This window comes from Dactylosporangium sp. NPDC005555, assembly GCF_040605635.1.
Taxonomy (GTDB): Bacteria; Actinomycetota; Actinomycetes; order Mycobacteriales; family Micromonosporaceae; genus Dactylosporangium.
Genome location: NZ_JBEXDG010000072.1, coordinates 21565 through 42961, shown reverse-complemented (window position 1 = coordinate 42961; position 21397 = coordinate 21565). Strand labels below are relative to the sequence as shown.

Here is a 21397-nt window from a genome sequence, read left to right as displayed (position 1 = left end):
GGCACCGCAAGCCCGGCAGCTGCCGGCGCTCGCTGCCGCGCTGCCCATGGCCCCCGTCGCCCATTGGGATGCCATGCCGATGCCGCACATCGCGGGACGGTGCAGAGGCTAGATTCTTCAGCCTCCCCGCCGCCCGCCCCTTCCCAGGGACCGGGCGGTTTTTCTTTCCCCATAGGGGCGTAGCTCAACTGGTTGAGCGTCGGTCTCCAAAACCGAAGGCTGCAGGTTCGAATCCTGTCGCCCCTGCGCGCCATTGTGTTCATTGAAAACTCCACAGCGGATGGCATTTTTCGGGAACGACCGGCTTGGTGACCGGACCTGGTTTGGGGCCAGGATGCGCGGGGTTCGATTCCCCGGTTCCCGACGTGTTCCATGGGGTTGTAGCTCAGTCGGTAGAGCGTCGGTCCGGCAGACCGAAGGCCCGGGGTTCGAGTCCCCGCCTCTCCACGTTCGTCGTGTTGCTGCTGACCTTGGGGGCTCGGCTAACGGCAGGCCACGAGGTTTTGGTCCTCGCTGTGGGGGTTCGAGTCCTCCGCCCCCAGCTTCACCCATGCCCGGGTAGCCCAACGGAAGAGGCGTCGCGCTCAGATCGCGGAGGTTCAGGGTTCGAATCCCTGGCCGGGTACGCAAGCCCTGTCGGTCCAGTCAGGAGTGGACGCCGCTCTGTCAAGGCGGAGATCGCCGGTTCAAATCCGGTACGGGGCGCTGGTTTCAACCACGGGTTGAGCACTGGTGTGCAGCGTCGCTTTGCAAGCATCGCCTGCTCGGTTCGATCCCGAGTCGATCCACGCGGTTTTCATGCAGTTTTCCGGTCGACGGGCTGTGGCGCAGCTTGGTAGCGCGCGCGCTTCGGGTGCGCGAGGTCGTGGGTTCGAATCCCGCCAGCCCGACGGTTTCATCCATGCCTGTGTAGCTCAACGGAAGAGCACCTGCCCTACAAGCAGATTGTCGGGGGTTCAAATCCCTCCGCAGGTACGCACCGACAATGCTCCATGGCGTTCGTGGTGTACCGGCTGTGCACACCAGGTCGTGGCCCTGGTGGTCCGGGTTCAACTCCCGGCGATCGCTCTCCATGCCATCCGCTGTGGCCGTTTTCGCTACGTGGGTACGGGCGCTGGCTGCCCGGCCGCCGCTCATAACGGCGGTGTGCCCGGATCGACACCGGGACCCACGACCATGCACCGCTGCCCGGCCTCCATCCCACCTCTTTCCCATGATCCGGAAGACTTTATGTCGCCAGAGCAGCACAAACTCTTCCGGATCATCAAGAACCCCCAGCCAACTGACGCCGGCGGGCAGTGTCAGGCGGCGGTGCCCGTGGTGTTGTCGGGGGCGCTCAGGACCTCGAGGAGGCCGAGCATGCTCAGCACGCGGCGCACGCCCGGGCTGGGGTTGACGATATACAGGTCGCTGTTGCTGCTGCGGGCGTGGGCCCTGGCGCCGACCAGCTTGCCGATGCCGGTCGAGTCGATGAAGGCCACGAGGCCCAGGTCGACCTCGACCGCGGTGGCGCGGACGTCGTCGATGGCGCGGTGCAGGATGGTGCGGAGCTGGGCGACGTTTTCGAGGGTCACCTCGCCCGCCACCCTGACCCTGATCGCCTGGTTGGGCAAGGGGTCGACCGTGATGTGCAGTTCCGGGAATACGGCGAAACGATCGACCTGGTTCATCTGGCTCACCTTCTCGCAATCAGAGCCGGTCTCATGATACGGGTTGCGAGCCGGTCCCGCATCCATCGAAAGATCGATCGTGCCGCGGATCTGGTCAGGCCACGCCGGTGGGGCGGAACTGGACGCTGACGCGGGGGCCGACGGGGCGGGCGGTCTTGGGGATGGCGTGCTCCCAGGTGCGCTGGCAGGAGCCGCCCATGACGACGAGGTCGCCGTGGCCGAGGGGGAAGCGGATGCTGTCGCCGCCGCCGCGCGGGCGCAGCAGGAGTGTGCGGGGGGAGCCGAAGGAGACGATCGCGACCATCGTGTCGAAGCGGGCGCCCCGGCCGATGGTGTCGCCGTGCCAGGCGACGCTGTCGCGGCCGTCGCGATACAGGCACATGCCGGCGGTGACGAAGGGCTCGCCGAGCTCCTCGACGTAGTGCCGGGTCAGGTCGCGGCGGGCCTCGGTGAGCAGGGGGTGCGGGAGCTCGTCGCGCTCGCCATACCACCGCAGGAGGCGGGGGACGTCGACGACGCCGTCATACATCTTGCGGCGCTCGGCGCGCCAGTCCACATCGCTGAGCAGCACGGAGAGGACCGGGTCGGAGCCGAGCACCCAGCCGGGCAGATGGTCGACCCAGGCGCCGCGGCTGAGCTCGTGGCGCACCATCCCGCCGGTGAGCGGCCCCACCGCGGGCATGACCGTGTCCAGCATCGAGGGCTGGTACGCGAGCTCCATCATGCGACCGAGTTTACACCCGCCTTCGAACAAACGTACGATCAACGCGCCCAACTCTCAAGGCCGTATCGTATGGGTCACCATGAGTAGCCGGAAGATCGACCGCACCTACGATCTCGACGCGGACGCCGTGCGGGTGACGGGATGCGCGCAGGCGCGGGCGGTGCTGCGCAGCACGGACACGGTCCAGGCGGGCCTCGGCGTGGAGACGGTGGAGAAGCTGCCCCCGAGCATCCGCCGCCCGGTGCTGTACCGCGACGGCGAGGAGCACCGCGAGCACCGCAGGCGGACCGCGAAGTACTTCACCCCGAGGCGGGTCGACGAGCGCTACCGCGAGCTGATGGAGCGGGCGGCGGACCAGCAGCTCGAGACCCTGAAGGCGGCGCAGACCGCGGACCTCGCGAAGCTCAGCTTCAAGATGGCGATCGAGGTCGTGTGCGCGGTGATCGGCCTGACCGAGAGCCGCCCGGGGCTGGACAGGCGTCTGGACAGGTTCTTCCCGGAGAAGTTCGGCAAGCCGGGGTTCACCAGCATCGACGGCGTCTACTGGGTGCTGAAGCAGAACGTCCAGTTCCTCGGCATCTACCTCGCCGATGTGCGTCCCGCCGTCAAGGTCAGGCGCAGGCAGCGACGCGACGACCTCATCTCGCACCTGATCGACGAGGGCTGCCGCGACGGCGAGATCCTGGGCGAGTGCCTGACCTTCGCCGCGGCCGGCATGGTCACCACCCGGGAGTTCGTCAACATGTGCGCGTGGCACTTCTTCACCGACGATGCCCTGCGCGACCGGTACACCAGCGGCGACGGGAACACGAGAGTGGCGCTGCTGCACGACCTGCTCCGCCTCGAACCCGTCGTCGGCAACCTGAAACGGCGATCGACCGCAGGGATCCAGAACATCCCCGAGGGCGCCCTGATCGACATCGACGTCAGCACCGCAAACCTGGAGGAGACGGTCGACGGCCCGGGCCTGTCGTTCGGCGACGGCCCGCACAAGTGCCCCGGCGCCTACGTGGCGATCCAGGAGGCCGACATCTTCCTCAGCAAGCTCTTCGCCATGAACAACCTTATGATGGTCAAACCACCGCGCGTCACGCTGAAACCGGATATTTCCAGCTATGAGCTCCGGGACTTCGTGATCACCGTGCGACCGCAAGGCTAGACGACGGCGCCGGCGCCAGCGACACGGCCGTCGGGTCCTCGATCATCCGCTCGACCACGACGCCGGCCCCGCCGCGCGCGGCGGCGGTGAAGCCCAGGTGCGACGCGACGAAGTGGCAGCGGGCCGCGGTGCTCGCGACCGCCATCCGCGCCAGATTCGCCTGCGCGGACGGGATGAGATGGTCGGCGAGCTCGGCGAAGTAGCCGCCGAGCACGATCACCCGCGGGTTGAAGAGGTTGACCAGGATCGCGCCGCCGTGCCCGAGCCACCGCCCGACCTCCGCGACGGCCGTCGCCACCGCCTTGTCGCCGCGGCCGAGCCGGCGCAGCACCTCGGCCACCCGCTCCTCGGGGTCGGGGATGGGGCCCTGCTCCAGCCCGTAGGCGACGTCGGGGGTGGCGCGGCGGACCAGCTCGGCGAGGCCGACCTTGGTCTCCCAGCAGCCGACGCGCCCGCACCCGCACAGGTCGCCGCCCGGGTCCAGGGGCAGGTGGCCGACCTCGCCGGAGAAGCCGTCGGCGCCGCGCAGGAGCCGGCCGTTGACGATGACGCCCCCGCCGACGCCGACCTCACCCGTGAGATAGACGAGGTCGTCGGTGCCGGCGGCGACCCCCCACGTGTATTCGGCGAGCGCGGCGAGGTTGGCGTCGTTGTCCACGCCGATCCACAGGTCGGGGTCGAGGCCGTGGGCGAGCCGGGTGGCGACCGGGACGTCGCGCCAGCCGAGGTTGGGGGCGAGCACGACGACGCCGCGGGCCACGTCGACGAGGCCCGGCACGGCGACGGTCAGCCCGACCGGCGTCACGCCGCGGCGGACGAGCTCGGCGAGGGTGCGCTGGGCGGCCTGGGTGAGGTCGTCGAGGCAGCGCTCCACGTCGCGGCCCTTGGCGTCGAAGCTGACCCGCTTCTCGATCACGGTGCGTCCGGTGAGGTCGCTGCCGTGCACCGCGAGGTAGTCGACGTTGATCTCGATGCCGACGGCGCCGACGTCGGGGGACAGGGCGATGCCTCGGCCGGGGCGTCCGGCGCTGCCGGAGTGCTCGGTGCCGATCTCGCGCACGAGGCGGCGGCTCAGCAGCTCGTCGACGAGGCTCGACACGGTCGCCTTGTGCAAGCCGGTTGCGGCGGCGATCGCGGCCCGGGACCGGGGCCCGTTGGTGCGGATGTGCCGCAGGGTCCGGCTCAGGTTGGCCCGGCGCAGGGCGAGCTGATCGGTGGGCTCGTCGACGGAACCGGCGCCGGCCCGCTCCTTGCTAGCCATCGAACGACCCCCATCTGAAGAGCATCGACGCAGCTCATTCGTCTGTCAGTCCGACGAATCAACCACGAAACATCCCGGCAACACCAGACCTGCGGGCAACGAATCCAGAACGTTTCGAAACTCGTTTCAGCTGCCGTGTCGAGGTGCCCACGATCCAACGCGCGAACCCCACGCGACTGCACACAACCGCGCGGGGCCGTTTCCAGTGACACCCGTTGACTTCTCGGTAGCATGTCTGCAACATTTGGGCCAACGCTGTGCAAGATTCCAACAAGCTTTCGTCAGAGTGAAGCCACTCTCCGCAACTCGCAGCGTGACCGGTCCGCCAACAGGTCACGCGGAGAGGCCCGCCGTGCCCGTCCGTGCGCCGCCCATCCCTGCCACACCGAACTGTGCAGCACCTGGTCCCTCAGTGGAGCCGCCAACTCCCCGCACCGCGCACACCCCCCCGCCTGACAAAAGGATCGCGATGAGTAAGAGGCACGTGACGCGAAGGGTGCTCTCGGCGTTCGCCGTGGCAGCCCTGGTCGCGGTTACGGCGCACACGCTGCCGGCGCAAGCCGCCGGTGGCCCCAACCTGGCCAGCGGCCGACCCGCCACGTCGAGCAGCACGAACGGCGCCAACGGCATCGGCAACATCAACGACGGCAACCAGGCCACCTACTGGGAGAGCGCCAACAACGCCTTCCCGCAATGGGCGCAGATCGACCTGGGCAGCGCGAAGAACATCGACCAGATCAAGCTGAAGCTGCCCAACGACACCGCCTGGGCGACGCGGACGCAGACCCTGTCGGTGACCGGCAGCCAGGACGGCACCTCGTTCAGCACGATCGCCGGTTCGCTGGGGTACAGCTTCAACCCGGCCCAGCAGAACACCGTCACCATCGACTTCCAGGCGTCGAACACCCGGTACGTGCGGATCAACGTCACCGCCAACACCGGCTGGCCGGCCGCGCAGATCTCCGAGTTCGAGATCTACGGTGTCGCGTCGTCGAGCACCAACCTCGCCGCGGGCAAGACGTTCTCCTCCAGCAGCACCAACGCCTCCTACACGGCCGCGAACGCCGGCGACGGCAACCAGGCCTCCTACTGGGAGAGCAGCGGCGCGCTGCCGCAGTGGCTGCAGGTCGACCTGGGCTCGGCCGTGCCGGTCAGCTCCGTCGTGCTGAAGCTGCCCACCAACTGGGGCACCCGCAGCCAGACGCTGACCCTGCAGGGCAGCACCACCGGCACCACGTTCACCAACATCCTGGGCTCCGCGTCCTACGAGTTCAACCAGGGCACCGGCAACACGGTCACCATCCCGTTCACCCAGCTGACCACCCGCTACATCCGGGTGAGCGTCTCGGCGAACACGGGCTGGACCGCCGCGCAGTTGTCCGAGCTCGAGGTCTACGGCCCGTCGACCGGTGACACGCAGGCGCCGACCGCCCCGTCGAACCTGGCCTACACCCAGCCGGCGAGCGGCCAGATCAAGCTGACCTGGACCGCCTCGACGGACAACAGCGGCTCGATCGCGGGTTACGACGTCTACGCCAACGGTGCGCTGCGCACCAGCGTCGCGGGCGGCGTGCTGACCTACACCGACTCGCAGCCCGACACCGCCACGGTGCAGTACTTCGTGAAGGCCCGCGACGCGGCCGGCAACCAGTCGGCGCAGAGCAACACCGTCACCCGCACCGGCACCGTCGTGGACACGCAGGCGCCGACCGCCCCGTCGAACCTGGCCTACACCCAGCCGGCGAGCGGCCAGATCAAGCTGACCTGGGGCGCGTCCACGGACAACAGCGGCTCGATCGCGCGCTACGACATCTACGCCAACGGCTCCTACCGGGCCAACGTGGCCGGCACGGTGCTCACGTACACCGACAACCAGCCCGACACGGCGACGGTGGCCTACCAGGTGAAGGCGGTCGACGGCGCCGGTAACAACTCGGCGGCCAGCAACACCGTCACCCGCACCGGCACCGGCAACCCGCCGACCGGCACCAACCTCTCGGTGAACAAGCCGGTCACGGCCAGCGGCTCGATCTTCACGTTCGTCCCGGCCAACGCCGTCGACAACAGCGTCACCACCTACTGGGAGGGCGCTGGTGGCTTCCCGGCCACCCTGACCTCCAACCTGGGTGCGAACGCCGACATCAGCAAGATCACGCTGAAGCTCGACCCCAGCTCCTCGTGGGGTGCCCGGACCCAGAACATCGAGGTCCTCGGCCGTGAGCAGAGCGCGTCCGGCCTCACCAGCCTGGTGCCGGCCCGTGACTACCGCTTCGACCCGGCCACCGGCAACAGCGTCGACATCACGCTGACCGCCCGCGTCGCGGACGTCCAGCTGAAGATCAACTCCAACACCGGTGCGCCGAGCGGGCAGATCGCCGAGTTCCAGGTCTTCGGTGTCGCGGCGCCGAACCCGGACCTCGTCGTCACCGCCATCAGCAGCTCGCCGGCGAATCCGATCGAGACCGACGCGATCAGCCTCACCGCCACGGTGAAGAACCAGGGCACCGCGGCGTCGGGCGCGACCAACGTCAAGTTCTACTTCGGCACCACGCTCCTCGGCACCGCGAACGTCGCGGCGCTCGCGGCCGGTGCGCAGGCCAACGTCACCGCCAGCATCGGCGCCCGTGACGCCGGCTCGTACACGCCGATCGCGAAGGTCGACGAGGGCAACGCCGTCGTCGAGCAGGACGAGTCGAACAACACCTTCACCGGGTCGGCGTTCACCGTCGCGCCGGTGCAGACCTCCGACCTGCTCGCGTCGCCGTCCGGCTGGTCGCCGAGCAACCCGTCGGCGGGCAACACCGTCACGTTCTCCGTCGCCATCAAGAACCAGGGCACGCAGAACTCGGCCGGTGGCGCGCACGGCATCACGGTGACCGTCAAGGACGCCACCAGCGGCGCGACCGTCAAGACGCTGACCGGCTCCTACACCGGCGTGATCAACGCCGGCGCCACCACCGCCCCGGTCAACCTGGGCACGTGGGTCGCGGCCAACGGCAAGTACACGGTGACCACGGTGATCGCCGCGGACACCAACGAGCTGTCGGTCAAGCAGGCGAACAACACGAGCACCACGTCGTTCTTCGTCGGCCGCGGCGCGAACATGCCGTACGACATGTACGAGGCCGAGGACGGCACCGTCGGCGGCGGCGCGACCGTCGTCGGACCGAACCGCACCGTCGGCGACATCGCCGGTGAGGCGTCGGGCCGCAAGGCCGTCAACCTGAACAGCACCGGCAACTACGTCCAGTGGACCACCAAGGCGCAGACGAACACCCTCGTCGTGCGGTTCTCGATCCCGGACAACACCAACACCACGCTCAACATCTACGTCAACGGCACGTTCCTGAAGAACATCCCGCTGACGTCGAAGTACGCGTGGCTGTACGGCAACGAGACGGCGCCGCAGAACTCCGGCACCGGCCCGCGCCACATCTACGACGAGGCGAACGTCCTGCTCGGCACCACGGTCGCGGCCGGTGCCACGATCAAGCTGCAGAAGGACGCCGCCAACACCGGCCCGATCGCGGTCGACTTCATCAACCTCGAGCAGGCCACGGTCATCCCGAACCCGGACCCGGCGAAGTACATCGTCCCGGCCGGCTTCACCCACCAGGACGTGGACAACGCCCTGAGCCAGGCCCGGCAGAGCAGCACCGCGCTCGGTGTCTACCTGCCGCCCGGCGACTACCAGACGGCCAGCAAGTTCCAGGTCTACGGCAAGGCGCTCAAGGTCATCGGCGCCGGCCCGTGGTTCACCCGGTTCTACGCACCGTCCACGCAGGACAACACCGACGTGGGCTTCCGGGCCGACTCGACCGCCAACGGTTCGACGTTCTCCGGCTTCGCGTACTTCGGTAACTACATCATCCGCAACGACGGTCCCGGCAAGGTCTTCGACTGGTCCAACGTGGCCAACATGACGATCGACAACATCTGGACCGAGCACATGGTCTGCATGTACTGGGGCGCCAACACGGACTTCGTGACGATCAAGAACTCGCGGATCCGGGACACCTTCGCCGACGGCATCAACATGACCAACGGCAGCACCAACAACCTGGTGACCAACAACGACGCCCGCTCGACCGGTGACGACGCGTTCGCGTTGTTCTCGGCGATCGACGCCGGTGGCTCCGACGAGAAGGACAACATCTACGAGAACCTGTCCACGACCCTGACCTGGCGTGCCGCCGGGCTCGCGGTCTACGGCGGGTACGCGAACACGTTCCGGAACATCTACATCGCGGACACCCTGGTCTACAGCGGCATCACCATCAGCTCGCTCGACTTCGGCTACCCGATGAACGGTTTCGGCGCGAGCCCGCCCACCCAGTTCTCGAACATCTCCGTCGTCCGCGCCGGCGGCCACTTCTGGGGCAGCCAGGTCTTCGGAGCCATCTGGGTGTTCTCCGCATCCAAGGTGTTCCAGGGCATCCGGGTCAACGACGTGGACATCATCGACCCGACCTACTCCGGTATCATGTTCCAGACGAACTACGTCGGCAGCTCCCCGCAGAACCCGATCACGGACACCATCTTCACGAACGTGTCGATCTCCGGCGCCCAGCGCTCCGGTGACGCGTTCGACGCGAAGTCCGGCTACGCGATCTGGGCGAACGAGCTGCCGGAAACCGGCCAGGGTCCCGCCCGGGGCGCGGTCACGTTCAACAACCTGACGCTGACGAACAACTACATCAACATCAGGAACCTGAACCCGACCCTGCTCGTCATCACCGTCAACCCGTAACACCCGCTGGAAAAGGGGCCGTCGGCGAGAGCCGGCGGCCCCTTCACATCGCCCGGGCCAGGCGGCGGACCCCTTCGCGGAGCTGGTCCGGTGCGGCGGCGGCGAACGTCAGCCGCAGATACGCGCCGTCCGGCTCGGCCGCGAACCACGGCCGTCCGGGAAACACCACCACCTGCTGCGCCGCGGCCGCGTTGGTGACCTCGACGTCGTCCGCGCCCTGCGGGAGCCGGGCCCAGACATGCAGCCCACCGGCCGGGACGGTTTCCGTTCGCAGCGTCGGTACCCGTAAAGCCAGCTCCTCGAGGAGCACCGCACGACGGATACGCAGCTGGGCGCGCAACGCCTTGAGGTGCCTTGACCACGCCGGCGACGTCACCAGATCGAGCGCCGCCTGCTGCAACGGCCCCGAGACGAAGAAGTCGTCGAGGACCCGGGCCGCCCGCAGCCGCGCGCCGGCCGCCCCGCGCGCCCCGATCGCCGCGACCCGCAGCCCGGGCGCCGCGGACTTCGTCAGCGACCGCAGATACACCACGTGCCCGTGCGGGTCGTCGGCGACGAGCGGTCGCGGCGGGTCGTCGTCGATCGCCAGGTCCCGCGCGTAGTCGTCCTCGAGGAGGAACGCGCCCGCCGTCTCCACCGCCGCCATCACGTCCGGCCGGCGGGCCGCGGACAGCGTCGCGCCGTGCGGGTTGGCATACAGCGGCTGGCAGTAGAACAGTCGCGCGCCGGTGCGCCGGAAGGCCGCCTCGAGCAGGTCCGGGCGCACGCCCTCGGTGTCGGTGGGCACCGGCACGACCCGCAGCCCGGCGGCCCGCGCGGCGGCGAGCGCGCCGAGGTAGGTCGGTGCCTCCACGAGGATCGGGTCACCGGGCGCGCACAGCGCCCGGAACGCGGTGGACAGCGCCGACTGCCCGCCGGGGCAGATGATCACGTCCTCGGCCCGCAGCGCGCCGCCGGACGTGCGGGCGAACCAGGCGCGCAGGTCCTCGCGCCCTTCCACGGGACCGCGCTGCCACGCCGCCGGGTGCCGGGCCGCCCGCGCGAGGGCCGCGCCGAGCGCCGCCGCCGGCTGCAGGGCCTCGTCGAGGTAGCCGCTGGACAGCGGGATCATGCCGGGCCGCGGCACCGCCAGGAGCGCCTGCATCGCGTCCTCGCCGGGCGGCCGGGCGCCGAGCGCGATCGACTGCCAGCCCAGGTCCTGCCGCTGCGGGGCCCCCGGTCCGCGCAGGACGAAGGTGCCGCGGCCCGGCTGGGCGTCCAGCACGCCCTCGGCGGCCAGCGCGCGGATCGCCCGGGTCACGGTCACCGGCGACGCCTGGTGGCGGGCGCTGAGCTCCCGCACCGTCGGCAGCCTCGACCCCGGCGTGCCCGTGGTGGCGAGGGCCCGGAGATCTTGGATAACGCGGGCGGCTGCGTTATCGTCATTCATGAAGGACAAGAATAGCGTTACTCCCGCCGGTACGGTAACGGGCATCGTGCTGGGGCTGCTCGGCGTCCTGTCGTTCAGCTTCTCGCTGCCTGCCACCAGGGTCGCCGTCGGCGACCTCGACCCGTGGTTCGTCGCGTTCGGCCGGGCAGTCGGCGCCGGGCTGCTCGCCCTCGGGTATCTCGCCGTCACCCGCGCGCCGCGCCCCACCCCGGGCCAGTGGCGGCGGCTCGCGGTCGTGGCACTCGGCGTCGTCGTCGGCTTCCCGCTCTTCACGTCGCTCGCCCTGGTGACCAGCACCGCCTCGCACGGCGCGGTCGTCATCGCGCTGCTGCCCGCCATCACCGCCGGGTTCGCGGTCCTGCGCAGCGGCGAGCGTCCCACCCCGGCGTTCTGGCTCGCGGGCGGCGCCGGTCTCGTCGCGGTGCTGGTATTCCTCGTGGCCAGCGGCGCGGTCCGCGGCTCCGTCGGTTTCGCCGACCTGTTCCTGCTCGCCGCCGTCGCGCTGTGCGGCCTGGGCTACGCGGAGGGCGGCGCCCTGGCCCGCGACCTCGGCGGCGCCCGCACCATCTGCTGGGCCCTGGTCCTGTCGCTGCCCGTCACCACCGCCGTGACCGTGGTCTCCGTCGCGGTGCGGCCGCCGCACGCGTCGACGGCCGCCTGGACCGGGTTCGCCTACGTCACCGTGATCTCCATGTTCCTGGGGTTCTTCGCCTGGTACTCGGGGCTGGCCCGCGGCGGGGTCGCGAAGATCGGCCAGCTGCAGCTGTCGCAGCCGGTGCTCACCCTCGCCTGGTCGGCGCTGCTGCTGCACGAGTCGGTGCCGGCCGCCGCGATCGTCGCCGCGCTCGCTGTACTGGCGTGCGTCGCGCTCACCCAGCGGCTGCGCACCGTCACGCCGGCCAGGCCGATTGACGACATTGGCCACTACGCGACTGATCTTCGCTGAGCCGTACACCAGCATCACCGCGTGAAGAAAGTCTTCCTCATCCTCGGAATCATCGCGGGCGCGCTGCTGCTGCTCTGTTGCGGCGGCGGCGTGGCCCTGTACTACTTTGCCGACACCACCACCTACGCCAAGCCGTCCGACGCCTGCGCCACCGTGACCGGCGCCCAGGGCATCGCCCCGTTCGGCGCCGTCAAGGACCAGCAACCCAAGAGCACCAACGCGTTCGGCCGCACGTATCCGGGCTGCGTCGTCACGTTCGAGACGGCCGGCACCCTGACCGTCATGATCGACGTGACCTCGTCGGAGTCGGACGTGCGCGTCCACTACGACTCGATCAAGAAGGCCGCCGACGCCAGCGTCGCGGCGGGCGCGACCGTCGCGGACGTGTCCGGCATCGGCACCAAGGCGTTCGCCATGTACACCACCGCGGACAAGGCCCTGCTGTACGAGCTCGACCTGTACCACGGCAACCTCTACATCAGCCTGAACATCACCGCGCCGGCCGGCACCACCCTCACCCCGGACAAGGTCCGCGCCGACTTCCTCACCATGGCCAGGTCGATGATGTCGTCGCTGGAGGAGACGTCGTCGGGCGGCGACCTGGGCGACTGACCCAGTAGATTTGCGGCGTGCGTATCGCGTTCGCCGCTGACGACTCCAACGAGACCACCGCGGCCGTCGTCCGGCACCTCACCGAGCAGCACGAGGTGCTGGACGTCGCCGTGCCCGGCGCGCCCTGGCCGGACCTCGGCACCGCCGTCGGCCGCGCCGTCGCCGAGGGCCGCGCCGACCTCGGCGTCGTCATGTGCTGGACCGGCACCGGCACGGCGATCGCCGCCAACAAGGTGCCAGGCGTGCGCGCCGCCCTCGCCTGGGACCCGTGGATCGCCCGCGGCGCCCGGCTCTGGAACGACGCCAACGTCCTGGCGATGAGCCTCAAGCGCCTCGCGCCCGACGTCGCGGTCGAGGTCCTCGCCGCGTTTCTCGCCGTCGAGGACCCCGACCCGGAGGAGTCCGCGAACATCGCGCTCCTCGAATGAGCGACACCGGCGTCGCACGACGCCGTCGTGGCGGCGCTTTCGACGTCGCCGCGGCGGCGTATGACGCCGCTTGACCAAAGCGTGACCTGAACCTCAGCAACCGCCTCGCGGAGCCCGAGGTCTTTGCTCAATGAACGGCGACGCACATCGCCGTTACGCGAGCAGCTTCGTAGCCCCGGCACAGACGACACGACGACCCACACGGTGGGCGCGGTGCATGCCCGCGCCCGTCCATAGTGGACGGTCCATCGTGGACGCCTGGCGATGCGTGCTGCCCGTGTGCCGAAACACCCTCCACGACCGCACAGTCGTGGCATCCGGGAAGGTCCAACACACGTGAATATCAGAACAGGTGCGCTGGTGGCCGGAGCGGTCACCGCGTCGCTCGTGCTGTCCGCCTGCGGAGGCGGTCCGTCCAGCGACAATACCAGCAAGGACGCAGGTCAGAAAGGTGCCTCGGGCTTCAACGCCGCCCTCACCGGGGTGGTCAACCCGTCGGAGAAGAAGGGCGGCACGCTCAAGCTCACCAACCACGACAACCCCGACTCGTACGACCCGGTGCGGGCGTACTACGCGAACATCTGGAACTTCATGAAGGGGTACTACGTCCGGACCCTGCTGACCAACCAGGCCAAGCCCGGCGCGGACGGCCTCGTCCTCACCCCCGACCTGGCCACGGACCTGCCGAAGGTCGAGGACGGCGGCAAGAAGTACACGTTCACCCTGCGCGACGGGCTGAAGTTCGAGGACGGCACCCCGATCACGTCGAAGGACGTCAAGTACGGCGTGGAGCGCGTCTTCGCCTCCAAGGTGCTGTCCGGCGGCCCGAGCTACCTCGTCGACGTGCTCGACCAGGGCCAGAAGTACCCCGGCGTGTACGAGGACACCGACCCCGACAAGCTGGGCCTCAAGTCGGTGCAGACCCCCGACGACAAGACCATCGTGTTCACGCTCAAGGAGCCGCTGAGCGACTTCCAGTACCTGCTCGCGATGCCGGGCGCCGGCCCCGTGCCGAAGGCGAAGGACAACGGCGAGCAGTACGCGAACCACCCGGTGTCCTCCGGCCCGTACAAGTTCGAGTCGTACGACCAGGGCAAGAAGGCCGTGCTCGTCCGCAACGACCAGTGGGACCAGAAGACCGACCCGGTCCGCAAGGCGCTCCCGGACCGCATCGAGGTCACCTTCGGGATCGCCAACGAGGAGATCGACAACCAGCTCATCGCCGGTGACGTCGACCTCGACCTCGCGCAGACCGGCGTCCAGCAGGGCTCGCAGCCGAAGATCCTGCTCAACCCCGACGTGAAGAAGTACGCGGACGCCCCGACCACCGGCTTCATCCGCTACTTCGCCATCAACACGAAGGTCGCCCCCTTCGACAACATCCACTGCCGCAAGGCCGTGCAGTACGCCACCGACAAGATCGCCATGCAGACCGCCCGCGGCGGCCCCGAGGCCGGCGGCGACATCGCCACCAACATGCTGCCGCCGAACATCGCCGGCCACGACCCGAACCTCGACCCGTTCAACACGAAGTCGGGCAAGCCCCAGGTCGACAAGGCCAAGGAAGAGCTCGCCGCGTGCGGCAAGCCCAACGGCTTCGACACGGTCCTCGCGACCCGCAACGCCGGCAAGGAGCCGAAGACCGCCGAGGCGCTGCAGGCCGCGCTGAAGAACGTCGGCATCAACGCCCGCCTCGACCCGACCGACGCCTCGCTGTACTTCCGCTCCACCATCGGCGCGCCGTCGAACACGCACTCCAAGGGTTACGGCCTGATGATGGCCGGCTGGGGCGCCGACTTCCCGACGGCGTCGGGCTTCCTGGCCGTGCTCGTCGACGGCCGGCAGATCCTGCCCAGCGGCAACAACAACTACTCCGAGCTCGACAACGCCGAGGTCAACAAGCTCATCGACCAGGCCAGGGCCGAGCCGGACCAGAAGAAGGCCGCCGAGATCTGGAGCCAGATCAACAAGGTCGTCATGGACGAAGCGGTCCTGGTCCCCTTCACCTACGACAAGGCCCTCAACTACCGCAACCCCCGCCTCACCAACGTCTACATCAGCCAGTACTACGGCATGCTCGACTTCGGCAGCCTCGGGGTCAGCTGATCGCAAGCGCGCATGCCCGGGTTTGACGAGGGACTTCCCGGGCATGTGGTGTCACCTGCGGCTTGCCTTGCCTCCTTGGGGCGGCCGTGGGCGTCCGGCCCGGATCCGGTGCCCGCCGGATCCGGGAGGCATGACCTCCGTGCCCGGGTCGACGAGGGACTTCCCGGGTATGCGGTGACCTCCGCGGCCGTCTTGCCTTCTTTGGCGGTCGCGGGTGTCCGGCCCGGATCCGGTGCGCGCCGGACCCGGGCCGCGGTGCTGTCCGCGCCCCGGCACTCCCGGCCGCCGCCGACCACCCGGTGGCCGGCTGCCGCCATGACCACAGCGATCCACCGGGCCGGGTCAGTAGGCGACGCTGACGCGGTGGTGGATGTGGGCCGGGGTGGTGACGGAGTTCAGCATGGCGTCGGCCACGTCGGCGCGGGAGAGGGTGCGGCCGGCGCGGATGCCGTGGTCGAGGACCGTCCGGTATGGACGGTGACCGTTGTCGGTGAGGCGGGGCGGGCTGATCAGGGTCCAGTCGAGGTCGCTGGCGCGCAGGACCCGCTCCGCCTCGGCGAGGTCGTCGAAGTTGGCCCTGAGGATCCGTCGCACGAGGGGTTTCGCGACCGTGCGCATGAGGAGGCCGTCGCCGGGGTCCGAGACGCGGCCGGCGGCGTCGACCGAGACGATGCGGCGGACGCCGGTCGCCCGCACCGCGCCAACGACGGGCTCGCCGACTACCTGCGCGCCGAACAGCGCCTCGGCCGGGTCGCCGCGGACGCCGACCTGGAGGCGATCGCCGGCCTGCTCCTGGGCGCCTGCTTCCAGCTCGCGTTCATCGGCCACTTCACCGATCGCCGCGCCGACCTGGAGTCCGCCACCGCCTTCGTCGCCCAGCTCCGCCTCTGACCCTGTCACCCACCCGCGCGGAAGACTCTGTGTCACGCGCGAAGACCCTTTCGTCCGCCCGTGCGGAGACCGCCCGTGCGGCCCGCGGAAATGCCGCTCAGTACCGCAGGATCAGCGCGATCCGGCCGTCGGTGGCGAGGCTGCCGTCGCCGACGAAGGTGACCTCGCCGCTCTGCCGGGCGACGAGCTCGACCACGTCGTCGACGGCGTCGTCGACGAGGGTGCCGGCGGGGCCGCGGGTCGGCTGCTGCTCGGCAGGGTGCAGGTGGTCGTCGTGGATCCAGGCGGGGGTGTGGAAGCTCTCCTCGACGAGGAGGTGCGCGCCGCGGCCCTGCCGGGCGAGCTGCCACACCTCGGGCAGACCCGCGGCGAAACGGCGCGCCCCTCGCGCCACGTCGAGGTGCTCCAGAGCGGCGATCTGCTCGAAGGCGTGGTGCGCGGCGAGGTGGGAGGCGAGCACCTTGTGCAGGTCGTGCGGGCCGGAACGGTCGTAGTTGCCGGGCACGGTGCCGGCGACCTGGCCGCTCCACTCCTCGGCGAAGAAGGCGAGGTACCGCTCGACACCGAGGACGAACACGGGTCGCGTGTCGAGGGCGTCGACCCGGGTGAGGGCGGTGACGATGTCGCGGAAGAACTGGCGGTGCCGTTCGTCGCGGTGGGCGCTGGGGTTCTGGCCGTAGTCACGGGGGAGGCCGACCGCGCCGCCGGGGCCTTCGTGCGTGAACGGGAAACCGTGCGTCGTCACCTCGACGAGGTGGTCGCCGTCGCCGCTCCACAGCCGGGTCGGCTGCTCGGACAGGACCAGGGCCCAGTACCGGTGGCGCCGGGCCGCGTCGGCGACGACGTCGCGGATCTCGTAGGTGTCGGCGACGACGACCCGTTCGGCGACGGGGGTCTCGAGGAGGCGGACGTGCACCTGGCCGGGCGAGGCGAACAGGGCCAGTCCCTCGCCGACCTGCCGCAGGTCGACGTGCGCGGCGGCCTCGGCCATCTCGTCGTACACGGCCGCGGCGACGTCGGCGGGGACCGACTCGTCTGCCTCGAGACGTCGGCGGGTCTCCGTGAGGAGGTTCCGCAGCCGGATCGGGTCCTGCTGGTTCTCGGGTGGCGTGCGGTGGGTCGGCATCAGCAGGGACACCGCCGGGTAGCCGCTCGGCGTGAGGGTGGCCAGATCCTTCACCGTCATGCGCCCACCGTCGCGCGCGGCGGCGGCACGCAGGCCCACCCGGACGAGATGAACCCTAGAACCGGAACAAGCGGCCGGTGAGAGGGCCGGGGCGGACCGGACCGGCGAGGCGGTGCATACCGACCCGGAAGCGGGCGTCGGGGGGGACGGTGAACGACAGCTCGTTGAACCCGTGCTCGGCGAACAGCGCCCGCACCTCCAGGCTCGCGTCGCCGGCGCGGGTCCAGATGACGATGCCACCGGCGACGATCAGGGCGGGCAGCGCCGCGACGGTCCGCCGTGCGTCGCCGGGACCGATGTTGCCGAAGACGCCGCACGCCAGCAGGATGTGCGCCGGCGGCAGGCCGAGATAGGTGGCGGCGTCGCCCGCGTCGGCGGTCCGGACCTCGACGGCGGGCAGGTCGAGGTCGTCGGCGGTCTCCCGGGCCCGGCGGGCGAGCGTCTGGTCGAGCTCCACGAGCAGCACACGGACCCGCCGGTCGTGCTCGGCGACGACGGGCAGCACGTCGCGGCCGTCGCCGGCGCAGATGCTGACGATCCGCCGCGTCCCGTCGGGCTCGCTGGGGGACGTGCCCAGGGCCCGGCGCAGGTTCTGCCTGACGACCTCGAGCCGGCCCGCCAGCGGTGACCCCGGCGGGTCGTAGCCCTGGTGCCATTCGACCCAGTCTCTGCTCACCGGTCCATTGAACTCGATCCGGACCGGATCGCGCGAAACGTCCGCAGTGAGGCCAACCGGCCGGCGTCCGTGCGGAAGACCCAGACGAGCGGGGTGCCCGCGACGCTGCGGCCATCGAGGCGCTGCTGGGACGCGCGCAGGCGGCCGGCGGGATCCGCGCCGACCTCGCGATGCCCGAGGTGCTCGCCCTGCTCAGCTCGGCGTGCCTGGGCGCGGAGCGCCACCAGTGGGACGACGGGCTGCGCGACCGGACGCTCCGCCTCGTCTTCGACGGACTGCGCGCCCCATAGTCGGGATGGCTATATATTGACAGTCGTTGAATTGTGAAGCTTGAATTCCAACGATGACGGAGCGGGCGCTGGTCGAGTTCAGCGGCAGCCGGGGCGGGGTCTGCGGCCTCAGCTGGGGGCAGGTCGCGATCTGGCGGGCCATCCAGCGGATGGTCCCCGACGACGCGGCGCTCAACATGAGCTGGGTGACCGACCTCGAGGGCGAGGGCATCTCCACCGGCACGCCGCTGTCGCGGATCACCGCCACCGTCCGCACGGTCGTCGAGCGGCACGAGTCGCTGCGCACCAGGGTCCGGGCGGCCGGGGACGGCACGCCGGTGCAGGATGTCGCGGCCGCCGGCACGATCGAGGTCCACGTCGTCGACGCCACCGCGGACACCGCGGCCGCCGAGGCGAGGGCGCTGCAGGAGCGGCTGACCGCCCCCGCGTACGACTACCCGGACGACTGGCCGTTCCGGGCCGGTGCGGTGCGGGTCGGCGACGTCGTCACCCACGCCGTGTTCGGCATCTGCCACCTCGTCACCGACCGCGGCGGGCTCACCGCGCTGGTCCGCGACGTCGTGCTGGGCCTGCGCGGCGAACCCCTCGCGGAGCCCGCGGACCGGCAGCCGTACGACCAGGCCCTGCACCAGCGGTCCGCCGCGGGCCGCCGGCAGAGCGAGAAGGCCCTGCGCTACTGGGCCAGGCACCTGGAAACCGTGCCGCTGCGACGCTTTCCGGCCGGGACGCCCCGCCCGGCGGGCGAGCCGCCGTTCTGGGCCGCCACGCTCGGCTCGCCCGCCGGCGACCTCGCCGTCACGCTGCTCGCCGGACGGGAGCGGGTCAGCACGTCGGCCGTCATCCTCGCCGCCGCGGCCGTGCAGCTCGCCCGGCAGACCGGCGCCCGCGAGACGGTCGCGCAGGTGATCGTCAGCAACCGCTTCCGCCCCGGGCTCGCCGGCGCGGTCGGACCGGCGTCGCAGGACGGCCTGTGCGTCATCGAGGTCGGCCCTCCTGAAGCACACGACGACCTCCTGCGGGTCATCGGCCGGACGATGCGGGCGTCGCTGCAGGCGTACCTGCATGCCCAGTACGACCCGGCGGCGCTGGACGACCTCCTCGCCGAGGTCGGTGCGGCGCGCGGCGGCGAGGTGGACCTGTCGGTGTCGTTCAACGACCGCCGGTTCGACTCGCAGACCCCGGTCGCCGCGGGCGAAACGGTGACGCCGGCGGCGATCGAGGCGCTGCGCCCCGCGACGACCCTGCGCTGGGAGCGGATCGAGCACTACGGCGCCCGTTACTTCCTGCACGTCAACGCCGTCCCCGGCAGCCTCGACCTGACGTTGTTCGCCGACACGGCGGTGCTGCCCGCCGCCGCCGTCGAGGAGCACCTCCGCGGCATCGAGAGGCTGCTGCTGCGGGCCGCTGCAGAGGCCGCGGTCGCGGCGTGACGTGCGCGCCTACGCGGACGCCACCTCGTGCCCGCCCGGCGGGACCCTGCGCTTCACCCTCCTGGACGCCACCGGCCCGGTGCGCGTCGACGTGCACGACGCCACCGACGACGAGCTGCTGCTGACCGCGACCGCGATGGGTCCGCTGTGGACGCTGACGGTGCCGGACGGCTGGCGCAGCACGCTGTGCCGGGCCGTGTTCAGCGGCACCGAGGGCACCGAGGAGGTGTGGTTCGTGGTCCGCCCGGCCGCCCAGCGGCGGCGGATCCTGGTGTCGGTGCCGTTCGCGACGTGGCAGGCGTACAACCGCTCGGGCGAGCCGGGGGAGGGGCTGTACTTCGCCGAGGAGGCGACCCGCGCCACGACCGTCACCTTCGACCGGCCCGGTGGTGGCCCGCCGCCGGAACGCTGGGAGGACGGGCTGCTGCGCTGGCTACGGCCCGCCGGGTACGCCGTGGACTACTGCTCCAACCTCGACCTGCACCGGCTCGGCGGCGCGCTGCTGCGCGGCTACCGGCTGTTCGTCGTCAACGGCCACGACGAGTACTGGTCGAAGGAGATGCGCGACGCCGTCGAGGCGTTCACGCTCGCCGGCGGCAACGTCGCCTACTTCGCCGGGAACACCGCCTTCTGGCAGGCCCGCTTCGACGACGGCGGGCGGAGCATGACCTGCTACCGCGACGCGGTCCGCGACCCCCTCGCCGCGACCGACCCGGCCCGCGTCACCGTGGAGTGGTCCAGCGCGCCGGTGCACCGGCCGGAGAACACGATGACAGGCGTCAGCTACCGGCACGGCGCAGGCGCCTGGGGCGACTTCATGGACGTCATGAAGGAGGCCGAGTACACGGTCAGGTTCGCCGGGCACTGGGTGTTCGCCGGCACCGGCCTCGCCGACGGCGACCGGTTCGCGCTCGGCGCCGTCGGGTACGAGACCGACGCCGCCCTCTTCGAGGAGGTCGACGGCGTTCCGAGGATCACCGGCCGGGACGGCACCCCGGCGTCGTTCGTGATCCTGGCGACCGCGGACCTGCGGCACTGGCGGCACTTCGGGCAGGGCGGCCACGCGACCATGGGGGTGTTCCGGCTCGGCGCCGGGACCGTCTTCAACGCGGCGACCGTCAACTGGGGCAGCGCCCTGGGCCAGGCGGCCGTCGACCGCATCACCCGCAACGTCCTCGACCGGCTGTCCTCGACCGACGCCGGCGGCTGGGAGGTGATCGGGCCCGCACCGGACATGATCGCGCTCGCCGCCGCCGAGCACCGGCTCTTCGGCCTCACCACCGGCGGCGACCTCGTGCACCGTGAGTTGTCGGGGCAGAACCTCGCCTGGCGCCGCATCCCCGGCAGCGCCGCCGGTGACCCGCCCGTCTGCCTCACCGCGCCGCGCGAGGCGGTGTCGGGGCTCGCGGTCGGCCTCTACGGCGTCACCCGGGCCGGGCGGCTCGTCTACCGGGAGCCGATCGTCGACGCCGCCGGTTGGGTCGAGGTCGGCGCCGCCCCCGCTCGTACCGACGCCATCGCCGCCGGAGACGGCACCCTCTTCGCGGTCGACGGCGACGGCTGCCTGTGGTGCCTCACGCTCGCCGCACTCGCCGCCGGTGACACCACCTGGACCGCGATCGGGCCGGCCGGCGGGGTGCGCGCCGTGACGGGCGCCAGCGGGCTGCTCTTCGGCGTCGACGGCGACGGGCGGATCGTCACCCGGCCGCCGGTCCGCGCGCCGCTGGGTTGGACGCCGCTGACCGGCCCGCAGCCCTACACGCTGCTCGCCGGCGGCGTCGGCGGTCACCTCGTCGGTGCCGCGGCCGGTCTGCCCCTGGCGTGGCGGGAGAAATAAGT

16 protein-coding genes and 8 tRNA genes are annotated in these 21397 nt (G+C 70.7%); 17 read left to right on the top strand and 7 right to left on the bottom strand.

The features are described 5' to 3' along the window. Positions 1-173: 173 nt before the first annotated feature. From ABZS58_RS44605 to ABZS58_RS44570, 8 genes are all read left to right on the top strand, one after another. Positions 174-246: transfer RNA gene (locus ABZS58_RS44605), tRNA-Trp, on the top strand. Positions 247-374: 128 nt separating this feature from the next. After that, positions 375-447 (top strand) — tRNA-Ala (locus ABZS58_RS44600). A 24-nt stretch (positions 448-471) separates the two neighbouring features. After that, positions 472-542: transfer RNA gene (locus ABZS58_RS44595), tRNA-Gln, on the top strand. 10 nt (positions 543-552) lie between these two features. Beyond that, positions 553-625, top strand: a tRNA-Leu gene (locus ABZS58_RS44590). A 5-nt stretch (positions 626-630) separates the two neighbouring features. Continuing rightward, positions 631-705 (top strand) — tRNA-Asp (locus ABZS58_RS44585). Between the two features lie 111 nt (positions 706-816). Then, positions 817-890, top strand: a tRNA-Pro gene (locus ABZS58_RS44580). A gap of 13 nt (positions 891-903) precedes the next feature. Continuing rightward, positions 904-975 (top strand) — tRNA-Val (locus ABZS58_RS44575). A gap of 19 nt (positions 976-994) precedes the next feature. Beyond that, a tRNA-His gene (locus ABZS58_RS44570) sits at positions 995-1073 on the top strand. A 228-nt stretch (positions 1074-1301) separates the two neighbouring features. Here the strand turns inward: ABZS58_RS44570 and ABZS58_RS44565 are convergent. Beyond that, positions 1302-1670 (bottom strand): STAS domain-containing protein, encoded by a 369-nt coding sequence (locus tag ABZS58_RS44565; protein ID WP_354790229.1) that lies wholly within the window; start codon positions 1668-1670, stop codon positions 1302-1304. 94 nt (positions 1671-1764) lie between these two features. Next, positions 1765-2391: an alpha-ketoglutarate-dependent dioxygenase AlkB gene (locus tag ABZS58_RS44560; protein ID WP_354790239.1), complete on the bottom strand. Its 627-nt coding sequence runs from the start codon at positions 2389-2391 to the stop codon at positions 1765-1767. 82 nt (positions 2392-2473) lie between these two features. On the opposite strand from ABZS58_RS44560, the gene ABZS58_RS44555 reads away from it, so the two are divergent. Continuing rightward, on the top strand, positions 2474-3553 hold the full coding sequence (locus ABZS58_RS44555) for a cytochrome P450 (protein ID WP_354790227.1): 1080 nt from the start codon (positions 2474-2476) through the stop codon (positions 3551-3553). On the opposite strand, the gene ABZS58_RS44550 is transcribed toward ABZS58_RS44555, so the two are convergent. Continuing rightward, positions 3531-4814 (bottom strand): ROK family transcriptional regulator, encoded by a 1284-nt coding sequence (locus ABZS58_RS44550; protein ID WP_354790226.1) that lies wholly within the window; start codon positions 4812-4814, stop codon positions 3531-3533. The genes ABZS58_RS44555 and ABZS58_RS44550 overlap by 23 nt on opposite strands. 469 nt (positions 4815-5283) lie before the next feature. Here ABZS58_RS44550 and ABZS58_RS44545 point away from each other — a divergent pair, with 469 nt between their 5' ends. Next, positions 5284-9564 (top strand): discoidin domain-containing protein, encoded by a 4281-nt coding sequence (locus ABZS58_RS44545; RefSeq protein WP_354790225.1) that lies wholly within the window; start codon positions 5284-5286, stop codon positions 9562-9564. Between the two features lie 43 nt (positions 9565-9607). On the opposite strand, the gene ABZS58_RS44540 is transcribed toward ABZS58_RS44545, so the two are convergent. After that, complete coding sequence (locus ABZS58_RS44540; RefSeq protein ID WP_354790223.1) at positions 9608-10993, bottom strand: PLP-dependent aminotransferase family protein; 1386 nt, start codon at positions 10991-10993, stop codon at positions 9608-9610. Between ABZS58_RS44540 and ABZS58_RS44535 the strand changes: the two genes are divergently transcribed. The 4 genes from ABZS58_RS44535 to ABZS58_RS44520 all read left to right on the top strand — a co-directional run bounded on the left by ABZS58_RS44535 (position 10992) and on the right by ABZS58_RS44520 (position 15085). Beyond that, on the top strand, positions 10992-11939 hold the full coding sequence (locus ABZS58_RS44535; RefSeq protein WP_354790221.1) for a DMT family transporter: 948 nt from the start codon (positions 10992-10994) through the stop codon (positions 11937-11939). The two genes, ABZS58_RS44540 and ABZS58_RS44535, sit on opposite strands and share 2 nt — an antisense overlap. 21 nt (positions 11940-11960) lie before the next feature. Continuing rightward, positions 11961-12551, top strand: coding sequence for a hypothetical protein (locus ABZS58_RS44530; protein WP_354790220.1), 591 nt, complete (start codon positions 11961-11963; stop codon positions 12549-12551). Between the two features lie 17 nt (positions 12552-12568). Beyond that, positions 12569-12979: an RpiB/LacA/LacB family sugar-phosphate isomerase gene (locus ABZS58_RS44525; protein ID WP_354790218.1), complete on the top strand. Its 411-nt coding sequence runs from the start codon at positions 12569-12571 to the stop codon at positions 12977-12979. 336 nt (positions 12980-13315) lie between these two features. Continuing rightward, a complete protein-coding gene (locus tag ABZS58_RS44520; protein WP_354790217.1) occupies positions 13316-15085 on the top strand; it encodes an ABC transporter substrate-binding protein in 1770 nt (589 codons plus the stop codon). A gap of 342 nt (positions 15086-15427) precedes the next feature. On the opposite strand, the gene ABZS58_RS44515 is transcribed toward ABZS58_RS44520, so the two are convergent. From ABZS58_RS44515 to ABZS58_RS44505, 3 genes are all read right to left on the bottom strand, one after another. After that, positions 15428-15985, bottom strand: coding sequence for an NAD(P)H-binding protein (locus ABZS58_RS44515; protein WP_354790215.1), 558 nt, complete (start codon positions 15983-15985; stop codon positions 15428-15430). An 88-nt stretch (positions 15986-16073) separates the two neighbouring features. Next, complete coding sequence (locus tag ABZS58_RS44510) at positions 16074-17162, bottom strand: hypothetical protein (protein ID WP_354790214.1); 1089 nt, start codon at positions 17160-17162, stop codon at positions 16074-16076. Positions 17163-17217: 55 nt separating this feature from the next. Then, positions 17218-17838, bottom strand: a complete 621-nt coding sequence (locus tag ABZS58_RS44505) for a class I SAM-dependent methyltransferase (RefSeq protein ID WP_354790213.1) — start codon at positions 17836-17838, stop codon at positions 17218-17220. 113 nt (positions 17839-17951) lie between these two features. Here ABZS58_RS44505 and ABZS58_RS44500 point away from each other — a divergent pair, with 113 nt between their 5' ends. Genes ABZS58_RS44500 through ABZS58_RS44490 form a run of 3 tightly spaced genes read left to right on the top strand, consistent with a single transcriptional unit; the run spans position 17952 to position 21395 of the window. After that, positions 17952-18128 (top strand): hypothetical protein, encoded by a 177-nt coding sequence (locus ABZS58_RS44500; protein WP_354790238.1) that lies wholly within the window; start codon positions 17952-17954, stop codon positions 18126-18128. A gap of 53 nt (positions 18129-18181) precedes the next feature. Then, a complete protein-coding gene (locus tag ABZS58_RS44495; RefSeq protein WP_354790212.1) occupies positions 18182-19558 on the top strand; it encodes a condensation domain-containing protein in 1377 nt (458 codons plus the stop codon). A gap of 1 nt (position 19559) precedes the next feature. Further along, entirely contained in the window at positions 19560-21395 is a 1836-nt protein-coding gene (locus tag ABZS58_RS44490) for a N,N-dimethylformamidase beta subunit family domain-containing protein (RefSeq protein WP_354790210.1), read from the top strand. The last annotated feature ends 2 nt before the right edge of the window (positions 21396-21397 follow it).

Bases quoted from the DNA above. Each gene is read 5' to 3' on its own strand.
- ABZS58_RS44545 (WP_354790225.1), top strand. From the start codon at position 5,284: ATGAGTAAGAGGCACGTGACGCGAAGGGTGCTCTCGGCGTTCGCCGTG.
- ABZS58_RS44560 (WP_354790239.1), bottom strand. From the start codon at position 2,391: ATGGAGCTCGCGTACCAGCCCTCGATGCTGGACACGGTCATGCCCGCG.
- ABZS58_RS44555 (WP_354790227.1), top strand. From the start codon at position 2,474: ATGAGTAGCCGGAAGATCGACCGCACCTACGATCTCGACGCGGACGCC.
- ABZS58_RS44550 (WP_354790226.1), bottom strand. From the start codon at position 4,814: ATGGCTAGCAAGGAGCGGGCCGGCGCCGGTTCCGTCGACGAGCCCACC.
- ABZS58_RS44535 (WP_354790221.1), top strand. From the start codon at position 10,992: ATGAAGGACAAGAATAGCGTTACTCCCGCCGGTACGGTAACGGGCATC.
- ABZS58_RS44565 (WP_354790229.1), bottom strand. From the start codon at position 1,670: ATGAACCAGGTCGATCGTTTCGCCGTATTCCCGGAACTGCACATCACG.
- ABZS58_RS44540 (WP_354790223.1), bottom strand. From the start codon at position 10,993: ATGAATGACGATAACGCAGCCGCCCGCGTTATCCAAGATCTCCGGGCC.
- ABZS58_RS44510 (WP_354790214.1), bottom strand. From the start codon at position 17,162: ATGACGGTGAAGGATCTGGCCACCCTCACGCCGAGCGGCTACCCGGCG.
- ABZS58_RS44495 (WP_354790212.1), top strand. From the start codon at position 18,182: ATGACGGAGCGGGCGCTGGTCGAGTTCAGCGGCAGCCGGGGCGGGGTC.